Annotated in this window: 22 protein-coding genes; 18 read left to right on the top strand and 4 right to left on the bottom strand. The window is 62.0% G+C overall.

What is annotated here, in order from left to right; genetic code table 11:
* Nucleotides 1–15 precede the first annotated feature (15 nt).
* Genes VGD45_RS29820 through VGD45_RS29800 form a run of 5 tightly spaced genes read left to right on the top strand, consistent with a single transcriptional unit; the run spans nucleotide 16 to nucleotide 5242 of the window.
* Nucleotides 16–1035 (top strand): phosphoglycerate dehydrogenase, encoded by a 1020-nt coding sequence (locus tag VGD45_RS29820; RefSeq protein WP_331159051.1) that lies wholly within the window; start codon nucleotides 16–18, stop codon nucleotides 1033–1035.
* Nucleotides 1032–1808 (top strand): class II aldolase/adducin family protein, encoded by a 777-nt coding sequence (locus VGD45_RS29815; protein ID WP_331159050.1) that lies wholly within the window; start codon nucleotides 1032–1034, stop codon nucleotides 1806–1808. The genes VGD45_RS29820 and VGD45_RS29815 overlap by 4 nt, the downstream gene beginning before the upstream one ends.
* Nucleotides 1809–1821: 13 nt before the next feature.
* Nucleotides 1822–3234, top strand: a complete 1413-nt coding sequence (gene leuC, locus VGD45_RS29810) for a 3-isopropylmalate dehydratase large subunit (protein ID WP_331159049.1) — start codon at nucleotides 1822–1824, stop codon at nucleotides 3232–3234.
* The gene (leuD, locus tag VGD45_RS29805) at nucleotides 3227–3865 is read left to right on the top strand and encodes a 3-isopropylmalate dehydratase small subunit (protein ID WP_331159048.1); all 639 of its coding nucleotides are present in this window, start codon (nucleotides 3227–3229) and stop codon (nucleotides 3863–3865) included. Before leuC ends, leuD begins: the two co-directional genes overlap by 8 nt.
* Nucleotides 3866–3877: 12 nt before the next feature.
* On the top strand, nucleotides 3878–5242 hold the full coding sequence (locus VGD45_RS29800) for an MmgE/PrpD family protein (protein ID WP_331159047.1): 1365 nt from the start codon (nucleotides 3878–3880) through the stop codon (nucleotides 5240–5242).
* Nucleotides 5243–5259: 17 nt separating this feature from the next.
* Here VGD45_RS29800 and VGD45_RS29795 read toward each other — a convergent pair whose 3' ends face one another.
* Nucleotides 5260–5961: a Crp/Fnr family transcriptional regulator gene (locus VGD45_RS29795; RefSeq protein ID WP_331159046.1), complete on the bottom strand. Its 702-nt coding sequence runs from the start codon at nucleotides 5959–5961 to the stop codon at nucleotides 5260–5262.
* A 130-nt stretch (nucleotides 5962–6091) separates the two neighbouring features.
* Between VGD45_RS29795 and VGD45_RS29790 the strand changes: the two genes are divergently transcribed.
* The 6 genes from VGD45_RS29790 to VGD45_RS29765 all read left to right on the top strand — a co-directional run bounded on the left by VGD45_RS29790 (nucleotide 6092) and on the right by VGD45_RS29765 (nucleotide 13571).
* The gene (locus VGD45_RS29790; RefSeq protein WP_331159045.1) at nucleotides 6092–8335 is read left to right on the top strand and encodes a TonB-dependent receptor; all 2244 of its coding nucleotides are present in this window, start codon (nucleotides 6092–6094) and stop codon (nucleotides 8333–8335) included.
* Between the two features lie 11 nt (nucleotides 8336–8346).
* The gene (locus tag VGD45_RS29785) at nucleotides 8347–9630 is read left to right on the top strand and encodes a citrate:proton symporter (protein WP_331159044.1); all 1284 of its coding nucleotides are present in this window, start codon (nucleotides 8347–8349) and stop codon (nucleotides 9628–9630) included.
* 26 nt (nucleotides 9631–9656) lie between these two features.
* Nucleotides 9657–11054 carry an acyclic terpene utilization AtuA family protein gene (locus tag VGD45_RS29780; RefSeq protein ID WP_331159043.1) on the top strand — a complete coding sequence of 466 codons (1398 nt, stop codon included), beginning with the start codon at nucleotides 9657–9659 and terminating at the stop codon, nucleotides 11052–11054.
* On the top strand, nucleotides 11054–11359 hold the full coding sequence (locus VGD45_RS29775; protein ID WP_331159042.1) for a DUF4387 domain-containing protein: 306 nt from the start codon (nucleotides 11054–11056) through the stop codon (nucleotides 11357–11359). The genes VGD45_RS29780 and VGD45_RS29775 overlap by 1 nt, the downstream gene beginning before the upstream one ends.
* Before the next feature lie 19 nt (nucleotides 11360–11378).
* On the top strand, nucleotides 11379–12272 hold the full coding sequence (locus VGD45_RS29770) for a hypothetical protein (protein ID WP_331159041.1): 894 nt from the start codon (nucleotides 11379–11381) through the stop codon (nucleotides 12270–12272).
* 78 nt (nucleotides 12273–12350) lie between these two features.
* The gene (locus tag VGD45_RS29765) at nucleotides 12351–13571 is read left to right on the top strand and encodes a hypothetical protein (protein ID WP_331159040.1); all 1221 of its coding nucleotides are present in this window, start codon (nucleotides 12351–12353) and stop codon (nucleotides 13569–13571) included.
* Between the two features lie 7 nt (nucleotides 13572–13578).
* Here VGD45_RS29765 and VGD45_RS29760 read toward each other — a convergent pair whose 3' ends face one another.
* On the bottom strand, nucleotides 13579–14055 hold the full coding sequence (locus tag VGD45_RS29760) for a YybH family protein (RefSeq protein ID WP_331159039.1): 477 nt from the start codon (nucleotides 14053–14055) through the stop codon (nucleotides 13579–13581).
* 111 nt (nucleotides 14056–14166) lie between these two features.
* Here VGD45_RS29760 and VGD45_RS29755 point away from each other — a divergent pair, with 111 nt between their 5' ends.
* From VGD45_RS29755 to VGD45_RS29730, 6 genes are all read left to right on the top strand, one after another.
* Nucleotides 14167–14685 (top strand): class IV adenylate cyclase, encoded by a 519-nt coding sequence (locus VGD45_RS29755; RefSeq protein ID WP_331159038.1) that lies wholly within the window; start codon nucleotides 14167–14169, stop codon nucleotides 14683–14685.
* A gap of 275 nt (nucleotides 14686–14960) precedes the next feature.
* The gene (locus VGD45_RS29750; protein WP_331159037.1) at nucleotides 14961–16514 is read left to right on the top strand and encodes a hypothetical protein; all 1554 of its coding nucleotides are present in this window, start codon (nucleotides 14961–14963) and stop codon (nucleotides 16512–16514) included.
* Between the two features lie 44 nt (nucleotides 16515–16558).
* Nucleotides 16559–16789 (top strand): hypothetical protein, encoded by a 231-nt coding sequence (locus VGD45_RS29745; protein WP_331159036.1) that lies wholly within the window; start codon nucleotides 16559–16561, stop codon nucleotides 16787–16789.
* A gap of 6 nt (nucleotides 16790–16795) precedes the next feature.
* The gene (locus VGD45_RS29740; RefSeq protein ID WP_331159035.1) at nucleotides 16796–19369 is read left to right on the top strand and encodes a glycosyltransferase; all 2574 of its coding nucleotides are present in this window, start codon (nucleotides 16796–16798) and stop codon (nucleotides 19367–19369) included.
* Between the two features lie 2 nt (nucleotides 19370–19371).
* Entirely contained in the window at nucleotides 19372–20079 is a 708-nt protein-coding gene (locus tag VGD45_RS29735) for a glycosyltransferase family 32 protein (RefSeq protein WP_331159188.1), read from the top strand.
* Nucleotides 20079–20837: an FkbM family methyltransferase gene (locus VGD45_RS29730; protein ID WP_331159034.1), complete on the top strand. Its 759-nt coding sequence runs from the start codon at nucleotides 20079–20081 to the stop codon at nucleotides 20835–20837. Before VGD45_RS29735 ends, VGD45_RS29730 begins: the two co-directional genes overlap by 1 nt.
* Before the next feature lie 21 nt (nucleotides 20838–20858).
* On the opposite strand, the gene VGD45_RS29725 is transcribed toward VGD45_RS29730, so the two are convergent.
* The gene (locus VGD45_RS29725; protein ID WP_331159033.1) at nucleotides 20859–21752 is read right to left on the bottom strand and encodes an alpha/beta hydrolase; all 894 of its coding nucleotides are present in this window, start codon (nucleotides 21750–21752) and stop codon (nucleotides 20859–20861) included.
* A gap of 197 nt (nucleotides 21753–21949) precedes the next feature.
* On the opposite strand from VGD45_RS29725, the gene VGD45_RS29720 reads away from it, so the two are divergent.
* The gene (locus VGD45_RS29720; RefSeq protein WP_331159032.1) at nucleotides 21950–23398 is read left to right on the top strand and encodes a D-aminoacylase; all 1449 of its coding nucleotides are present in this window, start codon (nucleotides 21950–21952) and stop codon (nucleotides 23396–23398) included.
* Between the two features lie 118 nt (nucleotides 23399–23516).
* On the opposite strand, the gene VGD45_RS29715 is transcribed toward VGD45_RS29720, so the two are convergent.
* On the bottom strand, nucleotides 23517–24800 hold the full coding sequence (locus VGD45_RS29715) for an MFS transporter (protein ID WP_331159031.1): 1284 nt from the start codon (nucleotides 24798–24800) through the stop codon (nucleotides 23517–23519).
* Nucleotides 24801–24992 lie beyond the last annotated feature (192 nt).

The raw sequence follows: 24992 nt of genomic DNA, 5'->3' as shown, positions 1-24992 counted from the left end.
CAAACTGCAGCAAGCATGTACAAAGTCGTCGTTACGCAGCGCTTCTTCGATGAAGCGACCATGGATTACTTGCGCCAGAACCACTGCGCAGTGACGGTTGCCGAGTTGCCTCCAGGCAAAGCCGATGGTGATGTCCCCGAGGCAGTGCTTCGAGAGTGGTTGCAAGGCGCAGCGGGTTGGATCGTCGGTCATGCGCGCGTGACGCGCGATCTGCTGCTGGCCTTGCCGGAGCTGAAAATCGTGTCCCGGCGGGGCGTCGGTTACGAGCGCGTGGATGTCGCTGCGATTCGTGAGCTCGGGCGTGTTGCAACCATCGCGGCCGGTGGCAACGACGCCACGGTCGCCGATCAGACGATCGGCATGATGCTGGCGCTAGGGCGCCGGTTCCGCGAGGGGCAGGCCGGCATCGGTCGAGGTTCCTGGGCGATTCCGCTCGGCACGGATCTCTATCGAAAGACTGTCGGCGTCATCGGGCTCGGCCGAATTGGGCGCAGCGTGGTGAAGCGCCTGGCGGCCTTCGAGTGCAAGGTGTTAGTCCACGCTCCGCGACAGGACGCAGAGCTCGCGGCGCGCCTCGGTTTCGAGTACGCGGATCTCGAGGCCGTGCTGTCACAAAGTGACTACGTGACCTTGCATGCGCCGCTGACGCCCGAGACACGCTTCCTGATCCGGGAGGAAACGATTCGTTTGATGAAGCCGACGGCGTTTCTAATAAACACCGCGCGCGGCGGCCTGGTTGAAGATCGCGATCTGTTGCTGGCGCTGGAGCGCAAAGCGCTGGCGGGGGCGGGCCTCGATGTTTTCATGAGCGAATCCGATCCCAGCTACCAGCACGTGACGCAGGAACTGGCGTCCATGCCGAACGTCATTGCCCAGCCACACTCCGGCGCATCGACACGGGAAGGGCTCGACCGCACCAACATGATCGCCGCGCGCTGCGTGGTCGCCGTGCTGAATGGATCGGATCCGCCGTCGGAATGCATCGTCGCGGATGGCCGCACACAGAAGCCCAAACTTTTGGAAGCCAGCTCATGAGCGCCGCCAGCAAGCTTTCGATGCCGAGCCTTCAAGATCGCGTCTCCGCCGAGGAATGGCAGACTCGCGTCGATCTCGCCGCCTGCTATCGCCTCGTCGCGCGCTTCGGCTGGAGCGACCTGGTGTTCACGCACATCAGCGCCCGGGTGCCTGGCGTAAAAGACCAGTTCCTCATCAATCCGTACGGCATGATGTTCGAGGAGATAACGGCGTCCTCGCTGGTGAAGGTCGGGGTGGCGGGGGAGAAGCTGGACGATTCGCCCTTTCCAGTGAATCCCGCGGGCTTCGTTATTCACTCCGCCGTGCATTCGGCCCGTCACGATGCGCAGTGTGTGTTGCATGTCCACAGTCTGAACGGCATCGCGGTCTCCGCTCAGCGCCACGGCGTGCTGCCGATTTCACAGCAATCGATGTTCGTCCTGGCCAGCCTCGCGTATCACGATTATGAAGGCGTGGCTCTGAACGACGAGGAAAAGCCCCGGCTGGTGGCCGATCTCGGTGACAAGACGTTTTTCATGCTACGCAATCATGGTCTGCTGACTGTCGGCCCCAGCATCGCAGATGCGTTCCTCGCGATGTATATATTTGAGGCCGCTTGCAACATCCAGATTCGTGCTCAAGCGGGCGGCTCGGAGCTGACGCCCATCCCGGCGGCGCTGATCGCCGGCGCGCAGGCGCAAGCCGCGATGGTGACACGTTCGCTCGGCGGAACGCTGGTGTGGCCGGGGCTGTTGCGCATGCTCGATCGGCTCGATTCTTCCTACGCGACCTGACACTTCGTACTTCATGCCGCGAACTCTCTACGACAAGCTGGTCGACAGCCACACCGTGCTGCGCCTGGACGAAGAGCACGTCCTGCTCTACGCCGACCTTCACATCATGAACGAGTACACCAGTCCACAAGCCTTCGCCGGGCTGCGAGAACGGAGAGCGCCGGTGCGCAGGCCGTGGCAGAACGTCGCGGTGGTCGATCACATCATTCCGACGCATCCGCTCAAACATCGGGTGATCCTGGATGAAGCGTCCGCATTACAGGCAAGCAACCTGGCGCGCAACTGCGAGCTGCATGGCATCGCGCTGTTCGACACCAACGACCCATTGCAAGGCATCGAGCATGTCATCGCGCCCGAGTTGGGAATGATTCGCCCCGGCATGGTGGTGTTGTGCGGTGACAGTCACACGACCACCTATGGCGCCTTCGGCGCGCTCGGCTTCGGCATCGGCACGTCGGAAGTCGAACACGTGCTCGCGACTCAGACGCTGGTGCATCGAGTGGCAAAGAACATGCGCATTCGCGTCGACGGGCGCCTTGCCGTCGGCTGCACCGCTAAGGATCTGGTACTTCAGATCATCGCGAGCATCGGTGCACAAGGTGCACGAGGTTTTGTAGTGGAGTTCGTGGGGGAGGGAATATCCTCGTTGTCGGTCGAAGCGCGGATGACTCTTTGTAACATGGCAGTGGAGGCGGGGGCGCGCAGCGCCGTGATCGCGCCGGACGAGGTGACCATCGACTATGTTTCGGCGCGGGCCCACGACATGAAGAGGCACCTGCCGCGAGCAATAGAACAGTGGCGCACGCTTCGCTCGGACGACGATGCGCGCTTTGACGCGGAATTTCAGTTCGATGCCGGGAACATCGGCCCTCGTGTGACCTGGGGCACCAGTCCCGATCAATCGATTTCCATCGATGAGCGCGTCCCGGACCCCGACAAGGCAAAGACGCCTCAGCAACGCGATGCTGCGGACAGAGCGCTGCGATACATCGGGCTCGAGTCGGGCGCTTCGCTGGAAGGGTTGGCGATCGACCGCGTGTTCATTGGCTCTTGCACCAATGCTCGAATCGAAGATTTGCGAGAGGTCGCCAAGGTAGTGCGTGGGCGGAAGGTAGATCCGCGCGTGCGCGCCATGGTGGTTCCCGGCTCGGGTGCCGTGCGCGATCAGGCAGAGGCGGAAGGTATCGCCGCCGCTCTGATCGCTGCCGGGTTCGAATGGCGGCAGCCGGGATGTTCCATGTGCCTGGCGATGAACGACGACGTACTGCGACCGGGTGAACGTTGTGCCTCGACGACCAATCGCAATTTCGAGGGGCGTCAGGGGCGCGCAGGGCGCACGCATCTGATGAGTCCGGCGATGGCCGCCGCCGCGGCCATCACCGGCTGTATTACGGACGTTCGCAAGCTGGAGCAGGCGCGTGATTAAAGAGACAACGATCGCGGGTGTAGCCGCCGCATTGCCGATCGCCAATCTCGACACCGATCAGATCATGCCGAAGCAGTTCCTGCGGGGCATCGACAAATCGGGCCTCGATCGTGGCGTGCTCTATGACTTGCGATTCGATGGCGAGGGCGAGCCACGCAGGGATTTCGTTCTCAATCGTGCGCAGTACGCCGCGTGTCGGATCCTGGTCGCCGCGGAAAACTTCGGCTGCGGCTCCAGCCGCGAGCATGCAGTGTGGGGCCTGCTGCAGTTTGGTATCCGCGCCGTGATCGCGCCGAGCTTTGGCGAGATTTTCTATTCGAACGCCATGAACAACGGGCTATTGCCGGTCGTCGTCTCTCAGACTGACGTGGACCGCTTCACGCGCGATGTCGAGGCGCCCGAGACCAATTCGATGTCCATCGATATCCAGCGCTTACAAGTTTCCAGCGCTACGCACACGGCTCGGTTCAATCTGTCCGCACGTCACCGCCAGATGTTTCTGGACGGGCTGGATCTCATCGGCGCCTCGCTCGCGCATGCCAACGCCATTACGGAATTCGAGCGCAGGCATTGGGAGCGACAGCCTTGGCTGCAATCTGTCGCCGCAATGGTCCGAGCGCGTGTTCGTTAGGGGAGAGTTGTCTTGCTGCTTGCCGAACGTCTTGCCGACTATACGATTTCACTTACCTACGACGATCTTCCGGATCGCGTGATCCATGCTTCGCGACAGCGCGTGGTAGACACCATCGGTTGCGCGTTGGGCGCGATCGACAGCGAGCCGGTCCGCAGCATCCGCGCTTATCTGGCGACGTTGCCGGCGGGCGCATCCACCGTGCTCTTCGATCGCATGAGGGTGACGCCCGACGCAGCCGCATTTCTGAATGCGACGATGGTGCGGTTTCTCGATTACAACGACGGCTATTTCAATCTCGAGCCGGGGCATCCCAGCGACAACATCCCCGCCTGTCTCGCCGTGGCGCAGGCCGAAGGCGTGAATGGTAAAGACCTGATCGTCGCGATGGTCATCGCCTACGAAATTCAAATGCGCTTGCAGGACGCCGCATCGCTGTTTCGTCGTGGCTGGGATCATGTGAATTTCGTCACCGTGGCCACTACGATGGCGGTCGGCAAACTGCTCGATTTGTCGAAGATGCAACTTGTCCACGCACTCGGCATGGCGCTCAACGGCCACATCGCGCTACGGCAGGTGCGCTCGGGCGAACTCTCCGGATGGAAGGGAGCGTCGGCTGCAAACGCGTCGCGTAACGCGGTGTTCTGCGCCTACTTGGCCAGGCACGGCATGACGGGCCCGAGCAATATCTTCGAAGGGGAGATGGGATTCTTCAAGCAGGTCACTGGCCCGTTCGAGCTCGACGTGGAGGGTTTCGGGAATCGCGAGAACGGCGATTTTCAGATCATGCGCGCGCTGACCAAGCCGTATCCGACGAATGGCGAGATGCAGACCGCGGTGATGGCGGCCATTGGCTTGCGTGAGGAGCTAACGAGCCTCGAGGATATCGCTGCCATTGAAATCGGCACGACCGATGTCGGCTACAATTTTCTGGCGAAGGACCGGGCCAAGTGGCGACCCACGACGCGCGAAACAGCCGATCACAGCCTGCCCTACACAGTGGCCAAGGCCCTGATCGACGGCACGATCACGCGGGCGAGTTACGACGGGGCGGATCTCGCGGATCCGCGCGTTCTGGAGGTCATCGACAAGATCACGGTGCGAGAGGATCCCGAGCTGGCTGCGCAGATGCCGTCGCTCGCCAATCGAGTAACGATCAAGACTCACAGCGGCCGGATTCTCTCCAAGGAACTGGGGACCAAGGACAATGCGCTGCCTCGCGTCGCCGACGCGCAGATCGAGCGGAAGTTTCGAGACTTCGCCGGATCGCGATTTGCGGACCAACAGCTACGTAAAGTTCTCGACATTGCCTGGACCCTGGAGCGGCAGCAAACGTTGGAGCCGTTCTTTGCCGCTATCGCTCTGCGGCCTGCCTAGGCTTCGCCGGCGTCCCGCTAAAGAGCGCTGCAAGCGATCGGCTCGAGCAGACTCTCTCGCTCCAACTCGCCAGCTCTGAGATACCAGTGTCCGCCGCGTTTCTGCAGAACGCCGGCATCGCTCATCGCGCTCATCTCACGCTGCACGGCCTGCCTCGTTACCTCGAGGTGTTCGGCGATGTCTGTATGGGTGATGGGAAGTGAGCAACGCAGCCAGCCCGCGCCGGCGGGTTCTCCGCAAAACTCGGCGATGTTAGTGAACATCTTCGCGATCTGTCCGCGCAGCCTGAGTGTGGCTCGCAACTCTCGCCGGACGAAACTCTTGGATATGTTGTGAGCGAACTTGCGGCACAGCGACTCCGGGATTTCGGGGTGCGTGCGATAGAGATCCCAAAAGTCCGCAAGGGGAACCTGGTTGACGCGAGTATCCGTCAAAGCGACGGTGGTGTGATTCAAAGGTCTTTTCGCCACCACGGCCGTTTCGCCGAACGTGTTGCCGTCGCGGTAGATCAATATGAGGATCTGCCGGCCATCGCTGTGAAGACCCAGCAGGCGCAGATAGCCCTTCTGCACTTGAAACAAACCATCGGCAGTCTCACCCGTGCGCCTGAAGGTGGCGCCCGCCGGCACTTCGATCGTGATCATCCTGGTTTCGACGGCGCTGCGTACGCGGGCAGGTAATTCGCTGATCCAATTTTCCGAGCTGAGAAATCCGGTCATGGTTCCCTCGTCAGGGGGGCGCGCCGGGCGCCGTACGATCAAAGGTCATTTTTCAGGGGAATGCAACCCTGGTTGCAGGTATCGGGGCACGGGCGCGAGCAAGCTGGGCTCGTCAAGGGGGAATCATAAAATGACTAACTCAAAGCGCGCGCTTTGCGCGACGTCCACGCTCGCGTTTGTCCTGGCGCCTACAGCATTCGCACAATCGGGGGCTGAAGCATCGAGCGAGGCGCCAGACGCGACCCAGGATCATGGCAGGCTGGAGGTCATCGTGGTCACAGCGCGCCGGCGCGAGGAAGACGTCCAGAGCACGCCCGTCACGCTGACGGCGTTTTCCGGAGAGGACTTGCAGGAGAAGGGCATCTCCGATTTCACGCGACTCGCTCAAGCCACTCCCGGCATCAACTTCGACACGTTTCCGAAATCCGCGCCGCGCCCCGTCTTCAGAGGCATCGGTAGCAGCAACCAGGGCGCCGGCGGCGATCCGTCGTCGGTCGCCTTTCTGGACGGAGTGTATCTCGGCCGAGCCGCGATGCTCGGCATCGACTTCTACGACATGGAGCGAGTCGAGATCCTGAAGGGGCCGCAAGGCACGTTGTGGGGTAAGAACGTCGCGGCCGGCGCGATCAACTTCATTACCGCCAAGCCGACCAATGAAAGGCAGGGTTCGGCCAGCCTGGGCTTCGGCGAGTTCGGGCAGAAGAACCTCCACCTGATGTACAACTTGCCGCTCACCGATTCCGTGGCGGCGCGCGCCGTGGTCGGCTCGGTGCAGAACGATGGATTCCGCAAGACCGCCGATGGCCGGGCGTTAGACGACGAGGACATGCAATCCGCCCGCGTGCAGTTGCGTGCGGAATTCACGGGCGGCGCGAGCTTGCTGATCTCCGGCGACATTGCCGATCAGGACCTGTCGGATAGTTCCCGCTTCAACCTGATCAACAATCCGTTCACCCCGGGACGGGGCTATGCCGACTTCAGCAATCCGCGCGTCACCAACCCGGATCATCTCGGTTACACCAAATCGACAACAGGCGGTCTGCGCGCGGAATTCAATACGCCGGCGCTGGGTGTCGCCGACTGGACCACGACTGCCGCCTGGCGAACCCTCGACTATGATTTTTCCAACGATCTGGACAACACCGATCCTGCGGGCAATGTCGCGAACGGTGTGGTCGTCACAGGCCTGCAAATTCTCGCGCCCGAGGAGGCCGACTCGTACTCGCTGGAATCCAGGCTCACATCCATTTCGCAGGGCCCGCTTTCATGGGTGCTCGGAGTCTATTACAACAACGACGAAGTGCATCGCGAGCGCGAAACTCAGCAGAGCGCGACGCCGACGACCGTCAATCGTTTCTTCGGAGACTCTTCCAACGAGAGCTATGCGGCGTTCGGCGAGGCGCAGTATCAGTTCTCCTCGGGGCTGCGCCTGCTCGCTGGCGGCCGGTACACACAGGAAAGAAAGGAATATGCGGCTCGACGACTGACGGGGTCCATCGCCGCACCGACCGTGAGCTACGACACTGCCTCCGATCCAGGGATCTTCGACGAGGGCGTGTTCACTTACCGCGTCGGAGCTGATCATCGCTTCAACGACAACGTGTTCGTGTTCGGAACGCTCTCGACGGGATTCAAGTCCGGCGCGTTCCCGGAGCAGCCGCCGAACGACGTTCTCGCACGAAGAGCGACGGATCCGGAAAAAACAACCAACTATGAGATCGGCGTGAAGTCGGACTGGTTGAACGGCACGCTGCGCGCGAATGTCTCGGTGTTCCGCATGGATTATCGAGACTTCCAGACCATCAAGGTCGTTCCGGATGCCACGCAGGGACCTGCAGGAACGCGTGTGGTCACCGACACTGCGGATGCGAAGATCGAGGGTATCGAAACCGAGCTCTCCGTGAATCCGGTGGATTGGTTCGATGCGACCGTGCGCTACGCGTATCTGGATGCGCATTTCACGCGCTTCATTCAAACATCTGCCTTCCTTGCCGACGGGTCGCCGGTGTTCACGGACGGGGTCGGCAAGCGCCTCAGCCGCACACCGGAACATGCCGTCGTGACCAACGTCGGCCTGCAAACATCGCAGTCCGAAGCATGGGGATGGCTGCGTCTGGATGTGACGATGGATTACCAGAGCGAAGTCTTCGAAAACTCCCTCAATGACTTCAACGAATACCGTGTGCCTCGTACGCTTTGGAATGCCAGCCTCACGTATCACATCAATGACGAACTTTCCGTGCAGCTGTGGGGACACAACCTGACGGACGAGGTGTATCGCACTTGGCAGACGTTCAGCGCGCCGGCGCACTATCATTTCGTGCAGTACGGCCCGCCGCGCCAGCTCGGCGTCACGTTCAATGCCTCGTTCTGAGCGTTACAGCGATGCTGCTCGGTTATCTCATGATCGCGACCTTCATGATCCTGATCATGACCAAGCGGGTCTCGGCCCTGGTTGCGCTGATTCTGGTCCCGCTCGTGTTCGGCTCGATCGCTGGACACGGTGCGGAGCTCGGCGAGATGGTCATTGGCGGCGTAACGAAGCTTGCGCCGACGGCGACGACTCTGCTGTTCGCGGTGCTGTATTTCGCGGTGATGATCGATGCGGGGCTGTTCGATCCGCTGGTGAACACCGTGTTGCGCCTGGCTGGCGATGACCCGGTCAAAGTGACGGTCGGCTCCGCGATCGTGGCGGCCCTGGTATCGCTCGATGGCGATGGCGCCACCTCGGCGCTGATCACGGTTACCGCCTTTCTGCCCGTCTATCGCCGGCTCGGCATCAATCCGCTGATTCTCGCGACGCTGATGGGACTCGCGGGCACGATCGCCAATCTGACGCCTTGGGGCGGTCCCACTGCGAGGGTTGCGTCCGCGCTTCGTCTCGATCTCTCGGACGTGTTCATTCCACTGATCCCGACGATGGTGGTCGGTCTCGTGTCCACGGTTCTGATCGCGTGGCATCTGGGCCGGCAGGAACGCAAGCGCCTCGTCCTGCAGCCGACGCAGATCGAGCAATCGCCCTCGGGCATTGCCATCGAGCGCGACCAGTCGCTCGCGCGCCCGCAACTCTTCTGGGTGAATCTCGCGCTGACGATCCTCGTCTTCGCCGCCGTCATCGGTCAGTTTGCACCGCTGTCGCTGATCTTCATGACCGGCTTTGCGATTGCACTGATGATCAACTACCCGAATCTCGAGCTTCAGCGCGGGCGACTGCAAGCCTACGCCGTGAATGCATTGCCGATCACCATTCTCATTCTGGCGGCCGGCATCTTCACCGGCATCCTCTCGGGCACAGGCATGACCGATGCGATGGCTCAGGGCGTGATGACGATCGTGCCTGCGCAGCTCGGTCCCTATCTCGGCGTCATCACCGGATTTCTGAGCGCACCGCTGACTTTCGCATTGTCGAACGACGCATATTACTTCGGCGTCGTGCCGGTGATCGCGGAGACAGCATCTCACTACAACGTCGCTCCGGTGATCATCGCTCGCGCCTCGCTGCTGGCGATGCCGATCCACGGTCTCAGTCCGCTCGTCGCCGCCCTGTATCTGATGGCGGGTTTGATCGGCCGCGACGTCGCAGCGTTACAGCGCTTCAGTTTCAAATGGGCCGCATTGGCCACGCTCATTCTGATCGGCACCGCGACGCTCACCGGGGCCATTCGTTGACGCCCATTCTGGAGAGAAACCTCATCATGGATTCCGAACAACATTCGCGTCGTTGGATTGTGCTGGTCCCGACCGGATCGCTTGGCGCCGGCGTTCGCGAGGAGGAGATCCTCTATGGGATCTCACGCGGCGCCCAGGTCATTGCCTCCGACGCCGGCTCGACCGACAGCGGCGCCGCCTACCTTGCAAAAGGCATGTCCAAGAACAATCGCGGCGCCGTGAAGCGCGATCTCACCATCCTCATGAAGGCGGCAGCGGAGGCAAAGATTCCGATTCTCATCGGCACGAGCGGGCAGGCCGGCGGCAATCTCAACGTCGACTGGACACGCGACATCGCAGTCGAGGTCGCGCGGGAGCTCGGCATCCGGCCGCGCATCGCGTTGCTCTACTCCGAGCAGAGCAGGGAAGCCGTCAAGGCGAAGAACAAGGCGGGCCGCATCCGGCCGTTGCCTCCTTGCGGCGATCTCGCCGACGAGACGATCGATTCGTGCGAGCACATCGTCGCGGTGATGGGACCGGAACCGTATATCGCGGCTCTTCAAGCGGGAGCTGACATCATCCTCGGCGGACGCACCACCGATACAGCCGTCATCGCGGCGTTTGCTCTCATGAAGGGCGCTCCTCCGGGGGCGAGCTGGCATGCCGGCAAGATAGGGGAATGCGGCGCGCAATGCACCGAGAAGGAGATTCCGGGTTCGGGGGTTCTACTGCGCATCGACGAGTCGGGCTTCGAGGTCGAACCGCTCAATGCCGTGAACAGGTGCACGCCGCATAGCGTCTCGGCGCACATGCTGTACGAGAACAGCAACCCATTCCATCTGATCGAGCCTGGTGGCGTGCTGGATGTAACCGAGGCCGACTACGTGCAGACCGAATTCCGCACGGTCCGCGTGACTTCTTCCGTGTGGCGCGAAAAGCCATACACGATGAAGCTCGAAGGCGCAGCGAGCGGTCGCTTCCAAACCATCATGCTGGTCGGGATCCAGGACCCGATCGTGCTCAGAGATCTGGAAGGGTTCGAGCGACGGATGCTCGAGGGGCTTTACGATCGCGTAAAGAAGACGATGGGTCTCGCGCCCGACGATTTTCACATCTCGCTACGGCTTTATGGCTGGAACGCAGTTTCCGGCGAGCGCGTCCCGGCCGGGACGCCGGCGCCGCGCGAAGTCGGTGTGCTGTTCGTTGCCACCGCGGCAACGCAGGACACCGCGACGCAGATCGCCAAGGCTTGCAATCCCTTCTTCTTCCACATGCCGATGCCAGGTCACCACGAAATGCCTAGCTACGGCTTTGCATTCACGCCCGCGGACATCGAGCGCGGTGCTGTCTACGAGTTCAAGCTCAACCATGTCGTCGATGTCGATGACCCCATGGAGCTGGTGCGGACCGAGTGGATCGATATGAATTCCGAGAGGGCGAGCTGATGCCTAGCGTGCGAGAGGTTTGCCATGTGCGCTCCAAGAACGCCGGGCCCTATTGGGTGACGGTGGATTTCTTTTTCGATGGACCGGACAGTTTCGAACGCTTCGCGGGCAGCAGCGCGATCGGCCCTGCAGTCTTTGCAAAGCTCTACGGCATCGACGCAGGCATGGTGAAGCAGTTTCGGGTGCCGAAGCTGAACATTCTCAAAGTTTCCTATCCTCGCATCACGCCCCAGGGCGGCGAGGTGGAGCGCGACATGCACAGCGGCCAGCAGTTCGTGCGGTTGCTGGATATCGAGTTGACCTGACAGTCTGGAGAATCGAAACATGGACCGACGACAGCTGCTCACCGCAGTCGGGCTGGCGGGAGTAGGTATGACTCTGGCGAGGACCGCGTCCGCTCAAATATCACGTGCTCCGGCGGCGTCTTCGGACGACGGCGCCGCGCGATGGCCCACCTCGATTTACGCATCGAAAGCGGATCCGCGGTTTTCCTGGTGCATCTATGTTCCGCCATCCTTTGCAAAAGATCCGAAGGCCCACCCGCTGGCAGTTCTCGTTCATGGCAGCGGCCGAAATCAGTGGGAATATCGCGCCGCGTTCCAGGACTTCGCGCGGTTCAACAAGTACGTCCTGCTCGCGCCTCTGTTTCCGGCCAACGTGCTGGGCGATGGCAACGCCGACGGTTACAAGTACATGCGGGAAGGGGATATCCGCTATGACCGCGTGCTGTTGAATATAGTGGCCGAGGTGTCCGCCACGCTCGGCCACGACTTCGGCAAGTTTGCGTTGTTCGGCTATTCGGGCGGCGGCCACTTCGCGCACCGATTCCTGTACCTGCAGCCAGACAAGTTGCGTGCTGTGTCCATAGGAGCGCCGGGGGGCATCACCCTGATCGATTCAACCACCGACTATTGGGCGGGAACCAAGAACTTCAGCGACATCTTCGGTCAATCGATCGATGTCGCCGCGATCCGGCGCGTACCGATTCAGATCGTCGTCGGCGCCAACGACGTCGAGGAGTTCACCTATCCCGGCGGAAGCGAGGTCGCCGCCATCCACGCCAGGCTGGGGAAGAACCGATTCGAGCGAAGCATGACATTGCTGAAGAACTACCAGTCGCTGGGTTTCGATGTCCGCCGCGAGGTGGTCGCGAACTGCGCCCACGACGGGCTGAAGGCCGTGCCCACCGCCCAGGATTTCTTTCTGCGCACCCTGTGATCGAGCGATCGGCGATAAACCACGATGGCGAACGGCTCCGCGGGGCGCTTCACTTGCGCCCACATCACGGAGTGACCCATGGTCAACGTCGACCCGCCGCGCTTGATTCGTTCCAGCCGTTCCCCGGCAAAACTTTTCACATCCATGGTCGTGTTGTTGCTGGCAACAGGCCTGGGCAGCGCCATCGCCCAGACTCTGCCGAACATTCGCACGACCTTCGTGCCGCGCTTGCCGGCGCCCAACGATTGTTATCAATTTTCGTGCTTCGGCCCGCCGTCGTATGACGGCAGTACCTTGGGCGCCATCGGTGCGCTCGAGCCGGTCGTGCACGTCTATCGCCGCATTCCTGCCGGTCCGTGGTACGCGCAGGCCATTCTGCGTAATCGCAGTGTGCTGCCGCCGGGCTATACGTCGGCCGGTTATCGGGCTCCCATCGCGGTGGTCGGCGACGACATCGTGGTCACCGCTTTTCAATACGGTCCGAACGTTCCCGAAATTTGTCAGACCCACGTGCTCGGTCGCAACGATACGCGCTGGAGCGTGAAACAGGTCATCGATCGATGTGCCGACAGTCTGGCCAAAGACGGCAATCGAGTGCTGATCGACACGGTTTCGCAATTCACGATATATGTCCGCGGCAGCGACGGGTTGTTTACTGAAGAAAGTCGGATCCTGCCGCCGAGCGACGGTTTCTTCGCTGGCGAGCGGTCATTGGCGTTACATGCATGGACGGTGGCGGTCGGCAAGCCGGCGGAAAACAGCGAGACCGGCGCGGCGTATATTTTCCAGCGCCGTAACGGTCAATGGGCGTTGGCTGAAACGCTGCTGCCCGAGGCGGGCGGTGCGAATACGCGATTTGGCCATTCTGTCGGGGTCTACGAATATAACGTCGCAGTCAGCGCTCCGGGAGCAGTGCCGCCGTCGGGCGTGGGGCGAGGCATGGTGTACATGTATACGGGGCTCGACGATGACTGGCTCATGAGCCAGCAAATCGGCGAACCGAACGCCGTCGAGTACCCGATGGGCAATGTGTTCGGCACGGCGCTGGGATTTCGCGGTCGTCGTCTGATCGTCAGCACCTATTCGTCGTTCGTCACTTCCAATGGTCCGCCAAGTTATCTTTTCGAGCGCGGGGTGCGCGAAGCCGCATGGGTCGCGCGTGCCACGTTAGCCGGCGACGCGCAGAAGATCGACCTGTTCGGTAACACCGCAATGCTCGATCGCAGAGATGTGCGTGCGGGCTCGCATCCCACGGTGGTCGTCTTGCCGGCACTGCGCGAACCGGACGTCGCGCCCTAGAGCAGCATCAATTGTGGGTGTCGGCCTTGCTCGGCTGCGCTTGCTTGCAGTCGCATACGTTGCATCCCTTGTCGAAAACGACGCGCCATGCGCCGTCCGCCTCGCGGCGCCAGACTGAATTGAACGTGGCTACACGCTTACCATTGGCGTCGAACACGGGACCGCTGCTATACGCTAGCGTGCCGGAGTCGAGCACCTCCACGCTTTCGGGACTCCAGGAGAACGGCGGATTCGGACCATCGAAGAACGCCTTCCACGCCGTGGCGACCGCCGCTTTTCCCCGGACCGCTTTCTCACCGTCGAAGAACACAGCGTCCTCTGCGAGATGGCGTGTGAACGCGACGTGATCGCGCGCCGCCATTGTGGCGGCAAAGGCTTGCTCTGCGTCGCTCACCTCTTTTGCGAGCGTTGTGCGATCGGCTACGGCCGCACCGGCGAAGGCGGCGAGAGCGATGAAGCAAGTCAGTGAAGTTCGAATACTCATGCGCAGTGCTCCTGAACGGATCGAAGCGAACGATACGCGGAAACTTGTTGCGCGCAAGGAGGGCGCGCGCTTCAGGTATCATGACGCCTGGTTGTTATCCGCTATCCAGGCATGCCCCGCAATATCGAGATCAAGGCCCACATCGAGAGCATCGAAGCGCTCGAACCTGCCGTAGCTGCGTTGGCCACGCAGGGTCCAGTCCAAATCTCACAAGACGACACGTTCTTCCGCTGCGATGGCGGACGGCTGAAACTGCGCGCCTTTTCAGCTACCGAAGGCGAGCTGATCTACTATCGGCGCGCCAACGAGCAAGGTCCAAAAGAATCCTTTTACATTCGCTCCCCGACCGCGAGTCCCGACAGCTTGCGTGAGGCATTGACGCTGGCGTATGGACAGGCCGGCCGTGTCGTCAAGCGGCGCACTTTGTATCTAGTGGGTAGAACCCGCCTGCACCTGGATCGTGTCGAGGGCCTGGGGGATTTCCTGGAGATCGAGGTCGTGCTGCAAGACCTCGAGCCTGCCGAAAGCGGAGAGCGTGAAGCGCATGCCCTGATGAACCGGCTGGGTATCCAATCGTCCTCGCTGGTTGAAATCGCGTATGTCGACTTGTTAGCTCGTGCGGCTCGCTAACCCGCAACCCGGACATCGCACGCCGATACTGTTCGACCAACGTCGGGCGGATCCGCAACGGACGCAGTCCGGCGGGGATAGCCGAAATTGACGGTGCAATAGTCGCCACCTACGCTCGCACGGCCTTGAGTATCGCGCGCGACAACAGTCAACGAGCTCGAATCGAGACAAACGACAAATCAAATGTTTCTGGCATGGAGGCCGACGGCCGATGTCACAAGTCAGTTCGGGGCGAGCTCACATAGTGAATTTCACGCCAAAGGGAGTGAGCATCCATGTCAACTGCGGAAAAATTATCCGTACGCACTCCATCGCTCGAAACACTTGCGCAGGCGCACACCGCGGCGAGTGTCGGGGCGCTCACGGAAGGTACGATCGCCGAATTGCTGCACGAGGATGGAGTCGAAGTTGCGCAGCCGCCCGGTGCGACGCTCCCCGTGGTGCAATTCCGTCCGCTGGATTTTGTGCTGCATGAAAGCTTGCGTAGCTTCACACCGCCGAGTGTCGTGAGCAGTGCGGAAGATGGGCCGGTGGCCTTCTCGGACGGTCCACCGGTACGGGTGCGATTCGAAAGCAGCGAGCACGTCATCATCGTGCAAGGCTGTCAGCTGCAGTTTCCGGCCGGTCCGCAGCCCGCGGAAAGTTATCTGATCCACCTGCCGAATGGTTTGGTGTTGAGCTATGGCCAGATTGTCGCCCTCGGCGGCGACTTCTTCGGCGACCCCGATCGTCCGATCTGCAAGGCTCCCGGGCCGGAGGCGCAGCAGGCGCAGTTCCTCGCAAACTATCAATCGCTCGCGCAGAGCGCCGCGGCGCCCGCGCAAGTGACGTCGATCCTCGACATTCTTACGACGGAGTTCAACGCGGTGCGCCAGGCGCTCAGCGAGGGCAAGCAGCCGTCGGCAGCCTACGGAGCGTTGGGAGATAGTCTGTCGAAGAAATGGGATGCTGTGACCGGTGGGCGTTATCTCGCCCTTGCCAAGACCAACTTCGATCATTTCGGTGTCGACGCGTGGACTGCCTATATGGCCGGACACATCACCGCGGCACGCATGGCTGTGGTGGCGCGTCAGCAGACGGATCCCGCAAAACAGACGACGCTGCTGGCGCAGGCCTATGCGGCGAACGCCTTTGCGGACCACTTCCTCACCGATCTCTTCGCGGGCGGTCACCGGCGCACGCCGCGACGCAGGCTGTATGAGGAAGAGCCGGGCGGCTCGGTCTACATTCCCGGGGAGGGCTGGTTCTCGTATCAGGATCTCGCCAGCCTGGTCGCGCGAGGCATGCATGATGAGGAGAATCGCTTCGGCGTTTGGGCGACGAACGCGCGCGTCGATCAATGGGTCACCTACGGTGACAAGCGGTTTCGTGACAAAGCCAACTATCCCAACGTGCTCATGGCGCGTCGCGCCTGTCAGGCTTCGATGGATGACGTATGGCAGGCGTTCCAGCAGAACAAAGTGCCCGTGTCGTTCGGCGTCACCGGCTACGTGCCGAACCTCACGGTGGATCCGAACGATCGGCGCAACTGGTCGCCGTTGTTCCGTCTGAATGAGCAGACCAACGTGGTGGAGCGACGCAACGACGTGACCAACAAGGCCGACTACTCGTGGACTGACGACTGGTGGGTGTGGTCGACCGCCATCCTGATGTGGGAGGCCGGCATGATCACGTTCGGTTACATCGATCCGAACCCCGGCGCCACCGGCGAGGTGGGCTCTCCACCGCGTGGCCCGAGCGGCGCGACCGGCCCCGACCTCAGCTATCTGCCGCCGTACTCGCAGTGGCCGACGGATGGTGTGGGCGGCCCGACCGGACAACTCGGCTGAGCGGCGCCTGCATCACGCATTCGGTTATCGAATAGGAGCTGGATATGTTCAGAGTACTTCTGCTGCGCGATGAAGGCATTCCGGTGGGCGCCGGGCTGCCGCTCGAGCTCGTCGGCGACCGCAAGGTTCTCGCCCGGGCGGCGGTCGATGAAGATGGCCTGGCGAACTTCGATTGCGATCCGCCGGTGGTCAAGCGCCTGGGCGTGCGACTCGATCGCGCAGCCATCCTGCGCATCGAGAAGGAAGCGCGCGCCAAGGCGGTGCGCATGCGCTGACACGGCATGGACAGTCAGGGAAGAAACATCTGTCTGTGCATGATCGTTCGCGACGAAGCGCCGGTCATCCGGCGCTGTCTCGACTCGGTTCGTTGCGTCATCGATCGCTGGGTCATCGTCGATACGGGCTCGGCCGACGGAACGCAGGACATCATCCGCGAGCACCTGCGCGAAGTTCCCGGTGAGCTCGCCGAACGACCTTGGATCAGCTTCGCCCACAATCGCACGGAAGCACTGGGGCTTGCGCTGGGGCGCGGGGATTACGTCCTGGTCATCGATGCCGACGAGACGCTCGAGCTCGACGGTCCATTACCTTCACTCGATGCCGATTCATACACGGCTGATCTTCACCACGGTAGCTACATCTATCTGCGCCGTATGCTTCTGCGATCCGCATTGCCGTGGCGCTATGAAGGAGTCGTGCACGAGGCCGCTGTTTGCGAAGCCGCGCGCTCCGAAGGGCATCTAACAGGCGTGCGAACGATTCATCACAAGGATGGCGCGCGCGCCCGCGATCCGCGCACTTACGACCGAGATGCGGCGGCTTTGGAGCAGGCTCTGCGTGTCGATCCTGACAATCCGCGGACTGTCTTCTATCTGGCGCAGAGTTACCGTGACGCCGGCAACTTTCGCCAGGCGCTCGACTGGTACAACCGGCGAATCGCAATGGGTGGATGGCGCGACGAGGTGTGGTTCTCGCTCTATCAGATCGCGCGGATTCGGCAGCGATTGGGGGGATCGGCGGCGGAGGTGGAGCGAGCCTATCTTGCCGCGGTTGAATTCGATCCTCAGCGAGCGGAGCCGCTGTACGCGCTCGGAGCCATGTATCAGGCGACGGCCGAATATGCTCGTGCGCTCTCATTCTTCGCGCGAGCTGCCCGAATCGGTCGGCCGCCTGGCGATCGTCTATTCATCGATACACCTGTGTACGACTACAAAGCGGCAGTCGACCTTGCCGTTGCGTATCACCGCGTCGGTGACTTCGACCGCGCGATCGATGTTAGCAACCGGCTGTTGCGCAGGAACGAGCTGCCTGCCGACATCGTCCAACGCGTGCTGACAAACCGGCGCTTCAGCCTCGCTGCGCGCTTCCCGTGTCCGCCCGCGGCGCGTCGCGACCAGCCGGTCCGCGTCGTTGTCATCCAGAGTCGTGCTGGCAGCGAGGTGGATACGTGTCTCGACAGCCTGATGCGCCAGCGCATCGAGCCGTTTGAGATCGCGTTGGTTCGTAACGGCGGGTTCGCCGATCCGGAAACCGACGCCTTCATCTCGAAGCACGAACGGATCCGTCTCGTGAGCAACGATCGATCGTTCGATTTCGAGACTTGCCTGGCCCGCGTCGTCGAGGAACATTGCCTCGCCGAGGAGATCGTGATTGCGTTGCGAGCCTACGATCGCTTACCCCATCCCGAAACGCTGTCCAGGTGGTGTGCCGCGTTCGACGATCCGAACTGCGATCTCGCTTACGGACAGTTTTTGTGGCCGTCCGGTCGGCTCGGCGACGCTGAGCCCGCGTGCGATCAGGCCGATTTCGATCTGCGTGGCGCGGCGCTGGCGGCTCATTCTCCGGTAGCGTTCCGTGCGCGTCTGTTGCGCGATGGATCGTTTGAAGCGGGCGTGATGCGCCGCTTGTTCGAGGCAGCCGGGTTTGCACGAGCGCGATTCGTGGACGAGGTCACTACCTTCCTCGATGAATCGGCATCGCCAGCACCGACCAAACTCGAGTTGCCTTCCGCGGCGCCGGGCGACGAGCGCCCACTCATCAGCTGTCTGATGGTCACTCGTGACCGCCTGGCGCTTGCCAAGCGAGCGATCGATTGTTTCGCCCGCCAAAGTTATCCCGCGAAGGAACTGGTCATCGTGACCGACGACAGCCCTGCGTATCGAAATGCCCTGCAGCGCCATGTGCGCGATCGGGGCCTTGGCGATTCCGTCCGTTTTCACCAGGTCGCGGGCGAGGCGCACTGCCTCGGACAGCTGCGCAACGTATCGCTCGACCAGGCGCGCGGCGAGATCGTCTGCCAGTGGGATGACGATGATTGCTACCACCCCGATCGACTCACGCTACAGTCCGAGCACATGTTGCGTGAGCATGCACGTGCCTGCCTCCTCACGGATCATCTGCAATACCTCGACGAGGAGCGTGCGCTTACATGGATCGATTGGACGTTGGGTGGACGCACCGCTCGTGACCAACTGCTGCCCGGGACGGTAATGCTGTTCAAAGATAGCGGTTGCCGTTACCCGGAGAGCGGTGATTATTGTCGACAGGGCGAGGACACATTCTTCCTCGATCGGCTCTGTGACACAGTCCCCGTGGCGCCGCTGATTGGCAGGGGACACCTCTATCTCTACACCTATCACGGGCAGAACACATTTTCGAAACAGCATCACCATCGCTTGCGACTCTTCAGTCTCTCCTCCGGCGAGCTGCGCAAGCGTGCGAACGTCATCCAGCGCGCCGTGGCTCATTATCGCGTGCCGAAGCCGCTTCGCGTTCTGGGTTGCGATGGTCCCGCGTTCTGTCTTCACGGCGGCGAAGCTGACGGCTGGAGCCTGCGTTCGGGAGCATTGCTGTGAGCATGGCAGCGGTGGGCCCGCCACCGCGCATTCTCCATCAGACCTGGAAGCGCGAGGCGATTCCGTCGTGCTGGGCGCCGTTCCGCCATTCCTGGCGAACGAATCATCCGGATTGGGAACATCGACTCTGGACGGATGACGACTTGCGGCGGCTCGTCCAGGATTGCTATTCATGGTTCCTGCCGATGTACGACGCTTACCCCAAGCACATCATGCGGGTCGACGCCGCGCGTTATTTCCTACTGCATCGTCACGGCGGACTCTATGTCGATCTCGACTTCGAGAGCCTCCGTCCCATCGATCCGCTCCTGAGCGGTTGCGAGGTGATGTTTGGTTGCGAGCCGCCGGCGCACGTGGCCCTCGATGCGCCACGCGCCCGCGGCCTCGAACGCATCGTCTGCAACGCGCTCATGGCTTCGACAGCGGAACATCCATTCTGGGAGCACGTGTTCGAGCTGCTGATTGCGTTTCAGCGAAGTCCGGATCCGCTGGATGCGACGGGCCCATTCCTGCTGACCCGAGCGGTCGCCTCTTATGCAGAGCAGGAACGCGTGACGATCGTACCTTGGGAGCTGTTGTATCCGACCCCCATTCCCGAGTGTGTCTTCGGTCAGCGACCGTCGAGTGAAGCTGCCGCGCGTGAGCGGGCCTTCGGCATTCATCACTGGGCTGGCAGTTGGTGGCGCCATCCGCCACCGGTGGGCGAGTGATGACGATTCGGCGAGCGACCACGGCGCTGGGCACATTTTACTACGTCGCCGAGGATTTCTTCATCGCGGGCGTGCTCGATCATGGCGTCGCTTGGGAGTACTCACTTCTGGAGGTCGTGCGTCCTCTGCTTCAGGCGCGCGGCCCATGCAACGTGGTCGACGTGGGGGCGCACGTCGGCACGCATACTGTCCCGTACGCAAGATGGATGCGGGGCAGAGGGCGCGTGTACGCGTTCGAGCCTCAGCCGATGATGTTCGCTCTGCTCCGGCGCAACCTGGAAACGAATGGATGCGTCGCCGACGTAGAGATCTTTCAGGCAGCAGCGGGTCACCGCGACAGCGTGGACGTTTCGATGGAGAACGTGATTCGCGACGGACCGAATGCGGGCGTGGTGTTCGCGTACCAGGATGGCATGGACTTCAACTATGGCGGGCTTCAGCTCGGACGCGGGGGTGTGCGCGTGCAGATGCGGACGTTGGATTCTTTCAATTTCGATAACGTCGGCCTCCTCAAGACAGACGCGGAGGGGGCCGACACGCTGGTCCTGTGGGGAGCACGCGAGCTCATTCGTTGCTGCCGCCCGCTTATCCTGTTCGAGCGTAACGAGAAGTCCATTACGGAATCGATGCGTGAGGCGATGCCGATCCCGGACGAGGTGCTCGCATTCAGTATCGAAGACTACGCGTCGTCGCTTGGCTACGAGCCGCCGGTTTCCATTGGCAGCAGCCAGTTTCTACTTCGTCCGACCGCATGTTGACCCAATGGCGACGCCAAGCTCCTAGGATGCGGCACAGGTCCGATTTGGCGACCCCAACGAAGGCCGATTGCGTAGCGGTGAACTGAGTGTGGCGCGCACCGCCTCGATGATGATGTCGGGTTGGTCGAAGGGCACCATGTGGCCGCTGTGTTCGGCGAACATTCGAGTGCCGCCACTTTGTGAAACCAATTCCGTGTGCCCGCGGCGCCACGCGTCGATGGCGTCAGTCCCCAATCCTTGTGGTTTCTTACCGGCAGTGATCACCACGACCGGCACGCCGCAAATCACGGGATAGCGCCGCATCGTCTCGTGCGCGTTCGGATAGCCTCTTGCTGCTCGCAGGTTGGCGCGCTGCTGCTGGGTTGGATTGGGAACGTCGTTGTGCCGGATCAAGGAATCGGCGATCTTGGTTGCGTTCAGCGCATCGATTCCCGTGATCGTGTTCGAATCGACATACACCAGGCCACGCACGTTTTCCGGATGGAAGTTCGCGTAGAGTTGGATGAGGTAGCCGCCATAAGAGTGGCCAACCAGCACGACATCGCGTGTGCGGCCCAGCGCCAACAGCCCGGAGTGCAGCCCGATGACTTCTTCGTGCACGTCATAAGGCCTTTCCGGCAATTCGCTCATCCCTAAGCCGGCGCGATCGTAGCTGATGATCGTTGCGCCAGTCGTACTCCTCAGGCGCGGCGCGAGCTCGTCCCATTCGGCGGCGCCGTAGCCAAAGCCTGATTCGAGCAGCACCGTATCCTGCCCGCCGCGGTAGATGCGAAAGTGCAGTTTGTAGCCGCGTACATCGATCATCGCGTCCTCGTATGAGGCCGCGACTTTGGCGGATTCGGCGCCGGAAGCGCCGGCGGCGGAGAATAGACTCAGCAGCAGAAACGCGCCGACTCTGGCACAGCGTTCGAGCATTCTTCTCTCCCCAATAAAAGGTGCACCTCTATCCAGAGTGCCGCCGTCCAATCTGCCGTGCTTTGCGATTATCCACGGCGAGTTGTCAGTTCGGTCCGGCAACGTCCGTTTGGTCAACGCCCGGGCCCTCGTGCAAAGACGCTCACCAGGGAAAGGCGCTGAATTCCTACCCGGATAGTCGAACACGGATTCTCCCTATGTCTCGATGCGATCTGATCATCCGCGATGTAGCCATCTTCGATGGAACAGGAGCGCCGGCGCGCCTCGGCGATCTGGCCGTCCGGGGCGAGCGAATCGCCAGTGTCGGCGATCTGGGCTCCTGGGTGGGAACGCGCGAGATCGTTGCGAGCGGGCTGGCGCTTGCGCCAGGCTTTATCGATGCGCACACGCATGATGACCGGATGCTCCTGTCCGAGCCTTCGGCGATGACGTGCAAGCTGTCGCAGGGTGTGACTACAGTCGTGGTCGGCAATTGCGGGGTCAGTCTCACGCCCGCCACGTTCTCCCGTCGTCCGCCGCCGCCGCTGGATCTCTTGGGCGATGAGCGCTGGTGGGTGTTCGACAGCTTCGCTGCGTACTCCGAGCGGCTCGTGCTGTCGCCGCCGCCGGTCAATGCAGTGGCGCTGATTGGCCACATGACGCTCAGGGTCCAGGCCATGAAGGGTGACACGGATCGTGCGGCAAACGACCGTGAGATCGCAACCATGTGCGAACGCCTTGCCGCGGCCATGCAGGAGGGCGCTTGCGGACTCTCCAGCGGGCTTGCGTATCCGCCGAGCCGTCATGCGCCGACGGAGGAGCTCATGGCTGTCGCCGAAGTGATCGGCGCGTATGGCGGGCTCTACACCACGCATTTGCGCGACGAGGGCAAATACGTGATCGAGAGCATCGAAGAAGCTTTGCGGATAGGCAAGAGCGCACGCGCGCGAGTCGTCATCAGTCATCACAAATGCGCCGGGCCGGACAACTTCGGCCGATCGAAGCAGACACTCGCGCTCATCGATCGCGCCAGCCTGGACCAGGACGTCGATCTCGATGCCTATCCGTATGCTGCATCGTCCACTTCGCTGCTCGCCGAACTGGTGCGCGAGGACATACCGATCCGGGTCAACTGGTCAGTGCCGCATCCCGAGGCGGCCGGGCGTATGTTGGCGGAGATCGCTGCCGAGTGGGGCATCGATCAGCGCTCCGCTGCGCGCCGTCTGTCTCCGGCCGGCGCTATCTATTTCTCGATGGACGAGGATGACGTCCGCCGCATTCTCGCTCATCCACGAACGATGATCGGCAGCGACGGCTTGCCGCACGGCGAAGGGCCGCACCCGCGGCTGTGGGGCACGTTTCCCCGCGTGCTGGGTCACTATGCGCGCGATCTCGGGCTGTTCGACACGGCAACCGCCATTCACAAGATGACGGGCCGTCCGGCCGCCGTGTTCGGCATCGAGAATCGCGGTGTCCTTCGTGAGGGAGCCTATGCCGATCTGGTGTTGTTCGATCCTTTGCGCATCGCTGACCGGGCGACGTTCGAGAAGCCCACTGAAGCCGCCGCAGGAATCCACCAGTGCTGGGTCAACGGGCAAACGGTTTATGACATTGCGACTGGCGTGACGGGTGCGCGGCCGGGGCGTTTGCTGGGACGTCACGCATAGCAAGGTCGTCATCTCTCGATCCCTGGCTCCCGGCGGACGTCTTTACTTTGAAAAAAACTAAAAATTTATGTTCCCCCTCCCGTGCACGGGAGGGGGTTAGGGGGTGGGTCTTACGCTTTCAGGTGCCAGCGAGATCCGCCTTCAGACGGCGCGAGGCCATCCAGTAGCTCCAGATCGAGATGCAACTCGCAACGGCGCCCACAGCGAGTGCATAGCGTAATGAATCACGACCGACCACGGGCGCCAGCAGGTCGCTCGCGATGCCGACGACCTGCGGCCCGAGGCCAAGGCCGATCAAATTGCCGATGAAGAGCTGAATTGCGGCCGCACGCGCGCGGATCCTGGTCGGCGCCAGGGTCTGGATCGTGGCGACACAGGGGCCGATGAAAACGACGCTGAGCGCCAGTGGAATCATCACTGCCGCAATCGTGACGGCGAGGTCGCTGGACAACAGCAGCAGTGGCCAGCACGGTAGCGATGCAAGCGCGGCGATCATCGGCACGTACATATTCCAGCGCACGTCGCGTCGGCTCATCCGGTCGGCGAGTGCGCCGGAGAAATATGTACCCAAGCCGCCCCCGAGCCCCACGACGAGAGCGAACAGCGCACCGACCTCGGCTGCATCGAGCCCATGCGAGCGCATCAGGAACGCCGGGATGAAGGCGGCCATGCCGTAACCGGCGAAGGCGCTCATCGCCGTGCCGAACACGATGTATCGATAGGAGCGCAGCTCCCACAGGACATTGACGCATTCCCGGAAGGTCGGTATCGGCGCGCTGGACGCCGACCCGACGCGTTGCGGCTCGCGAATGGTTTGCGAAGCGAGCAGGGCGAGGACAAATCCCGGAATCGCCGCGGCAAGAAAAGCATAGCGCCAGCCATAATTATCCGCGATCCAGCCGCCGCCAAAGAACGCGACGATGACGCCGAGGTTGACTCCGACGGCGTACGTTGCCTGCGCTGTCGCTCGCTCGTGGGGCGCATAGAGGTCGGAAATCATCGATTGCGAGGCAGGACCCGTGCCGGCCTCGCCGACGCCGGTCAGCACGCGCGCCGCGAGCAGCTGCCAGAAATGCACTGCAAGCCCGCAGAACAACGTCATCAGACTGAACAGCGCGAGACAGATCGAGACGATCCGGACACGGCTGTGTCGGTCGGCAGCGATGGCGATGGGAATTCCCATGGTGGCGTAGAACAGCGCGAAGGCTGGCCCGGACAGTAATCCGAGCAGCGAGTCGGAGACGCCGAACTCGGCCTTGATGAGCTCCAGCAAGATCGCGACGACCTGCCGATCGATGTAGTTCACCGCATAGATGGCGCACAGAACCAGCAGTACATACTGACGATAGCGGCTCTGGCGTTGCGCTCCGGCGGCGAGGTCGTCGGCGGGTGTTGAGTTCATGCTCGAGCTGCCAGAAAGGGTGCCCGCGATCGTAACGGTGAGGATCGTAGCCGATTTGCCGTTGAGGCGACTCAATTAGCGGCGAGGATCGAGGTTGCCGCAGGCGGTGGGAGCCGCCTGACCGAAACGCGAAAACGAGGGGGCTTTGAGCAAAGCGCCGACGGGAGGACTGGCGCGAAGATGGCTCCGGCA

Source organism: Steroidobacter sp. (assembly GCF_036402275.1).
In the GTDB taxonomy this organism is placed as follows: domain Bacteria; phylum Pseudomonadota; class Gammaproteobacteria; order Steroidobacterales; family Steroidobacteraceae; genus Steroidobacter.
This window is presented reverse-complemented; position numbering and strand designations above follow the sequence as displayed.

What these genes read in the sequence shown, in the direction of transcription:
- VGD45_RS29745 (WP_331159036.1), top strand. Translation starts at nt 16,559, where the DNA reads ATGTTCAGAGTACTTCTGCTGCGCGATGAAGGCATTCCGGTGGGCGCC.
- VGD45_RS29725 (WP_331159033.1), bottom strand. Translation starts at nt 21,752, where the DNA reads ATGCTCGAACGCTGTGCCAGAGTCGGCGCGTTTCTGCTGCTGAGTCTA.
- VGD45_RS29790 (WP_331159045.1), top strand. Translation starts at nt 6,092, where the DNA reads ATGACTAACTCAAAGCGCGCGCTTTGCGCGACGTCCACGCTCGCGTTT.
- VGD45_RS29740 (WP_331159035.1), top strand. Translation starts at nt 16,796, where the DNA reads ATGGACAGTCAGGGAAGAAACATCTGTCTGTGCATGATCGTTCGCGAC.
- VGD45_RS29755 (WP_331159038.1), top strand. Translation starts at nt 14,167, where the DNA reads ATGCCCCGCAATATCGAGATCAAGGCCCACATCGAGAGCATCGAAGCG.
- VGD45_RS29735 (WP_331159188.1), top strand. Translation starts at nt 19,372, where the DNA reads ATGGCAGCGGTGGGCCCGCCACCGCGCATTCTCCATCAGACCTGGAAG.
- VGD45_RS29820 (WP_331159051.1), top strand. Translation starts at nt 16, where the DNA reads ATGTACAAAGTCGTCGTTACGCAGCGCTTCTTCGATGAAGCGACCATG.
- leuC (WP_331159049.1), top strand. Translation starts at nt 1,822, where the DNA reads ATGCCGCGAACTCTCTACGACAAGCTGGTCGACAGCCACACCGTGCTG.
- VGD45_RS29720 (WP_331159032.1), top strand. Translation starts at nt 21,950, where the DNA reads ATGTCTCGATGCGATCTGATCATCCGCGATGTAGCCATCTTCGATGGA.
- VGD45_RS29770 (WP_331159041.1), top strand. Translation starts at nt 11,379, where the DNA reads ATGGACCGACGACAGCTGCTCACCGCAGTCGGGCTGGCGGGAGTAGGT.
- VGD45_RS29815 (WP_331159050.1), top strand. Translation starts at nt 1,032, where the DNA reads ATGAGCGCCGCCAGCAAGCTTTCGATGCCGAGCCTTCAAGATCGCGTC.
- VGD45_RS29750 (WP_331159037.1), top strand. Translation starts at nt 14,961, where the DNA reads ATGTCAACTGCGGAAAAATTATCCGTACGCACTCCATCGCTCGAAACA.
- VGD45_RS29760 (WP_331159039.1), bottom strand. Translation starts at nt 14,055, where the DNA reads ATGAGTATTCGAACTTCACTGACTTGCTTCATCGCTCTCGCCGCCTTC.
- VGD45_RS29730 (WP_331159034.1), top strand. Translation starts at nt 20,079, where the DNA reads ATGACGATTCGGCGAGCGACCACGGCGCTGGGCACATTTTACTACGTC.
- VGD45_RS29785 (WP_331159044.1), top strand. Translation starts at nt 8,347, where the DNA reads ATGCTGCTCGGTTATCTCATGATCGCGACCTTCATGATCCTGATCATG.
- VGD45_RS29780 (WP_331159043.1), top strand. Translation starts at nt 9,657, where the DNA reads ATGGATTCCGAACAACATTCGCGTCGTTGGATTGTGCTGGTCCCGACC.
- VGD45_RS29765 (WP_331159040.1), top strand. Translation starts at nt 12,351, where the DNA reads ATGGTCAACGTCGACCCGCCGCGCTTGATTCGTTCCAGCCGTTCCCCG.
- VGD45_RS29795 (WP_331159046.1), bottom strand. Translation starts at nt 5,961, where the DNA reads ATGACCGGATTTCTCAGCTCGGAAAATTGGATCAGCGAATTACCTGCC.
- VGD45_RS29775 (WP_331159042.1), top strand. Translation starts at nt 11,054, where the DNA reads ATGCCTAGCGTGCGAGAGGTTTGCCATGTGCGCTCCAAGAACGCCGGG.
- VGD45_RS29715 (WP_331159031.1), bottom strand. Translation starts at nt 24,800, where the DNA reads ATGAACTCAACACCCGCCGACGACCTCGCCGCCGGAGCGCAACGCCAG.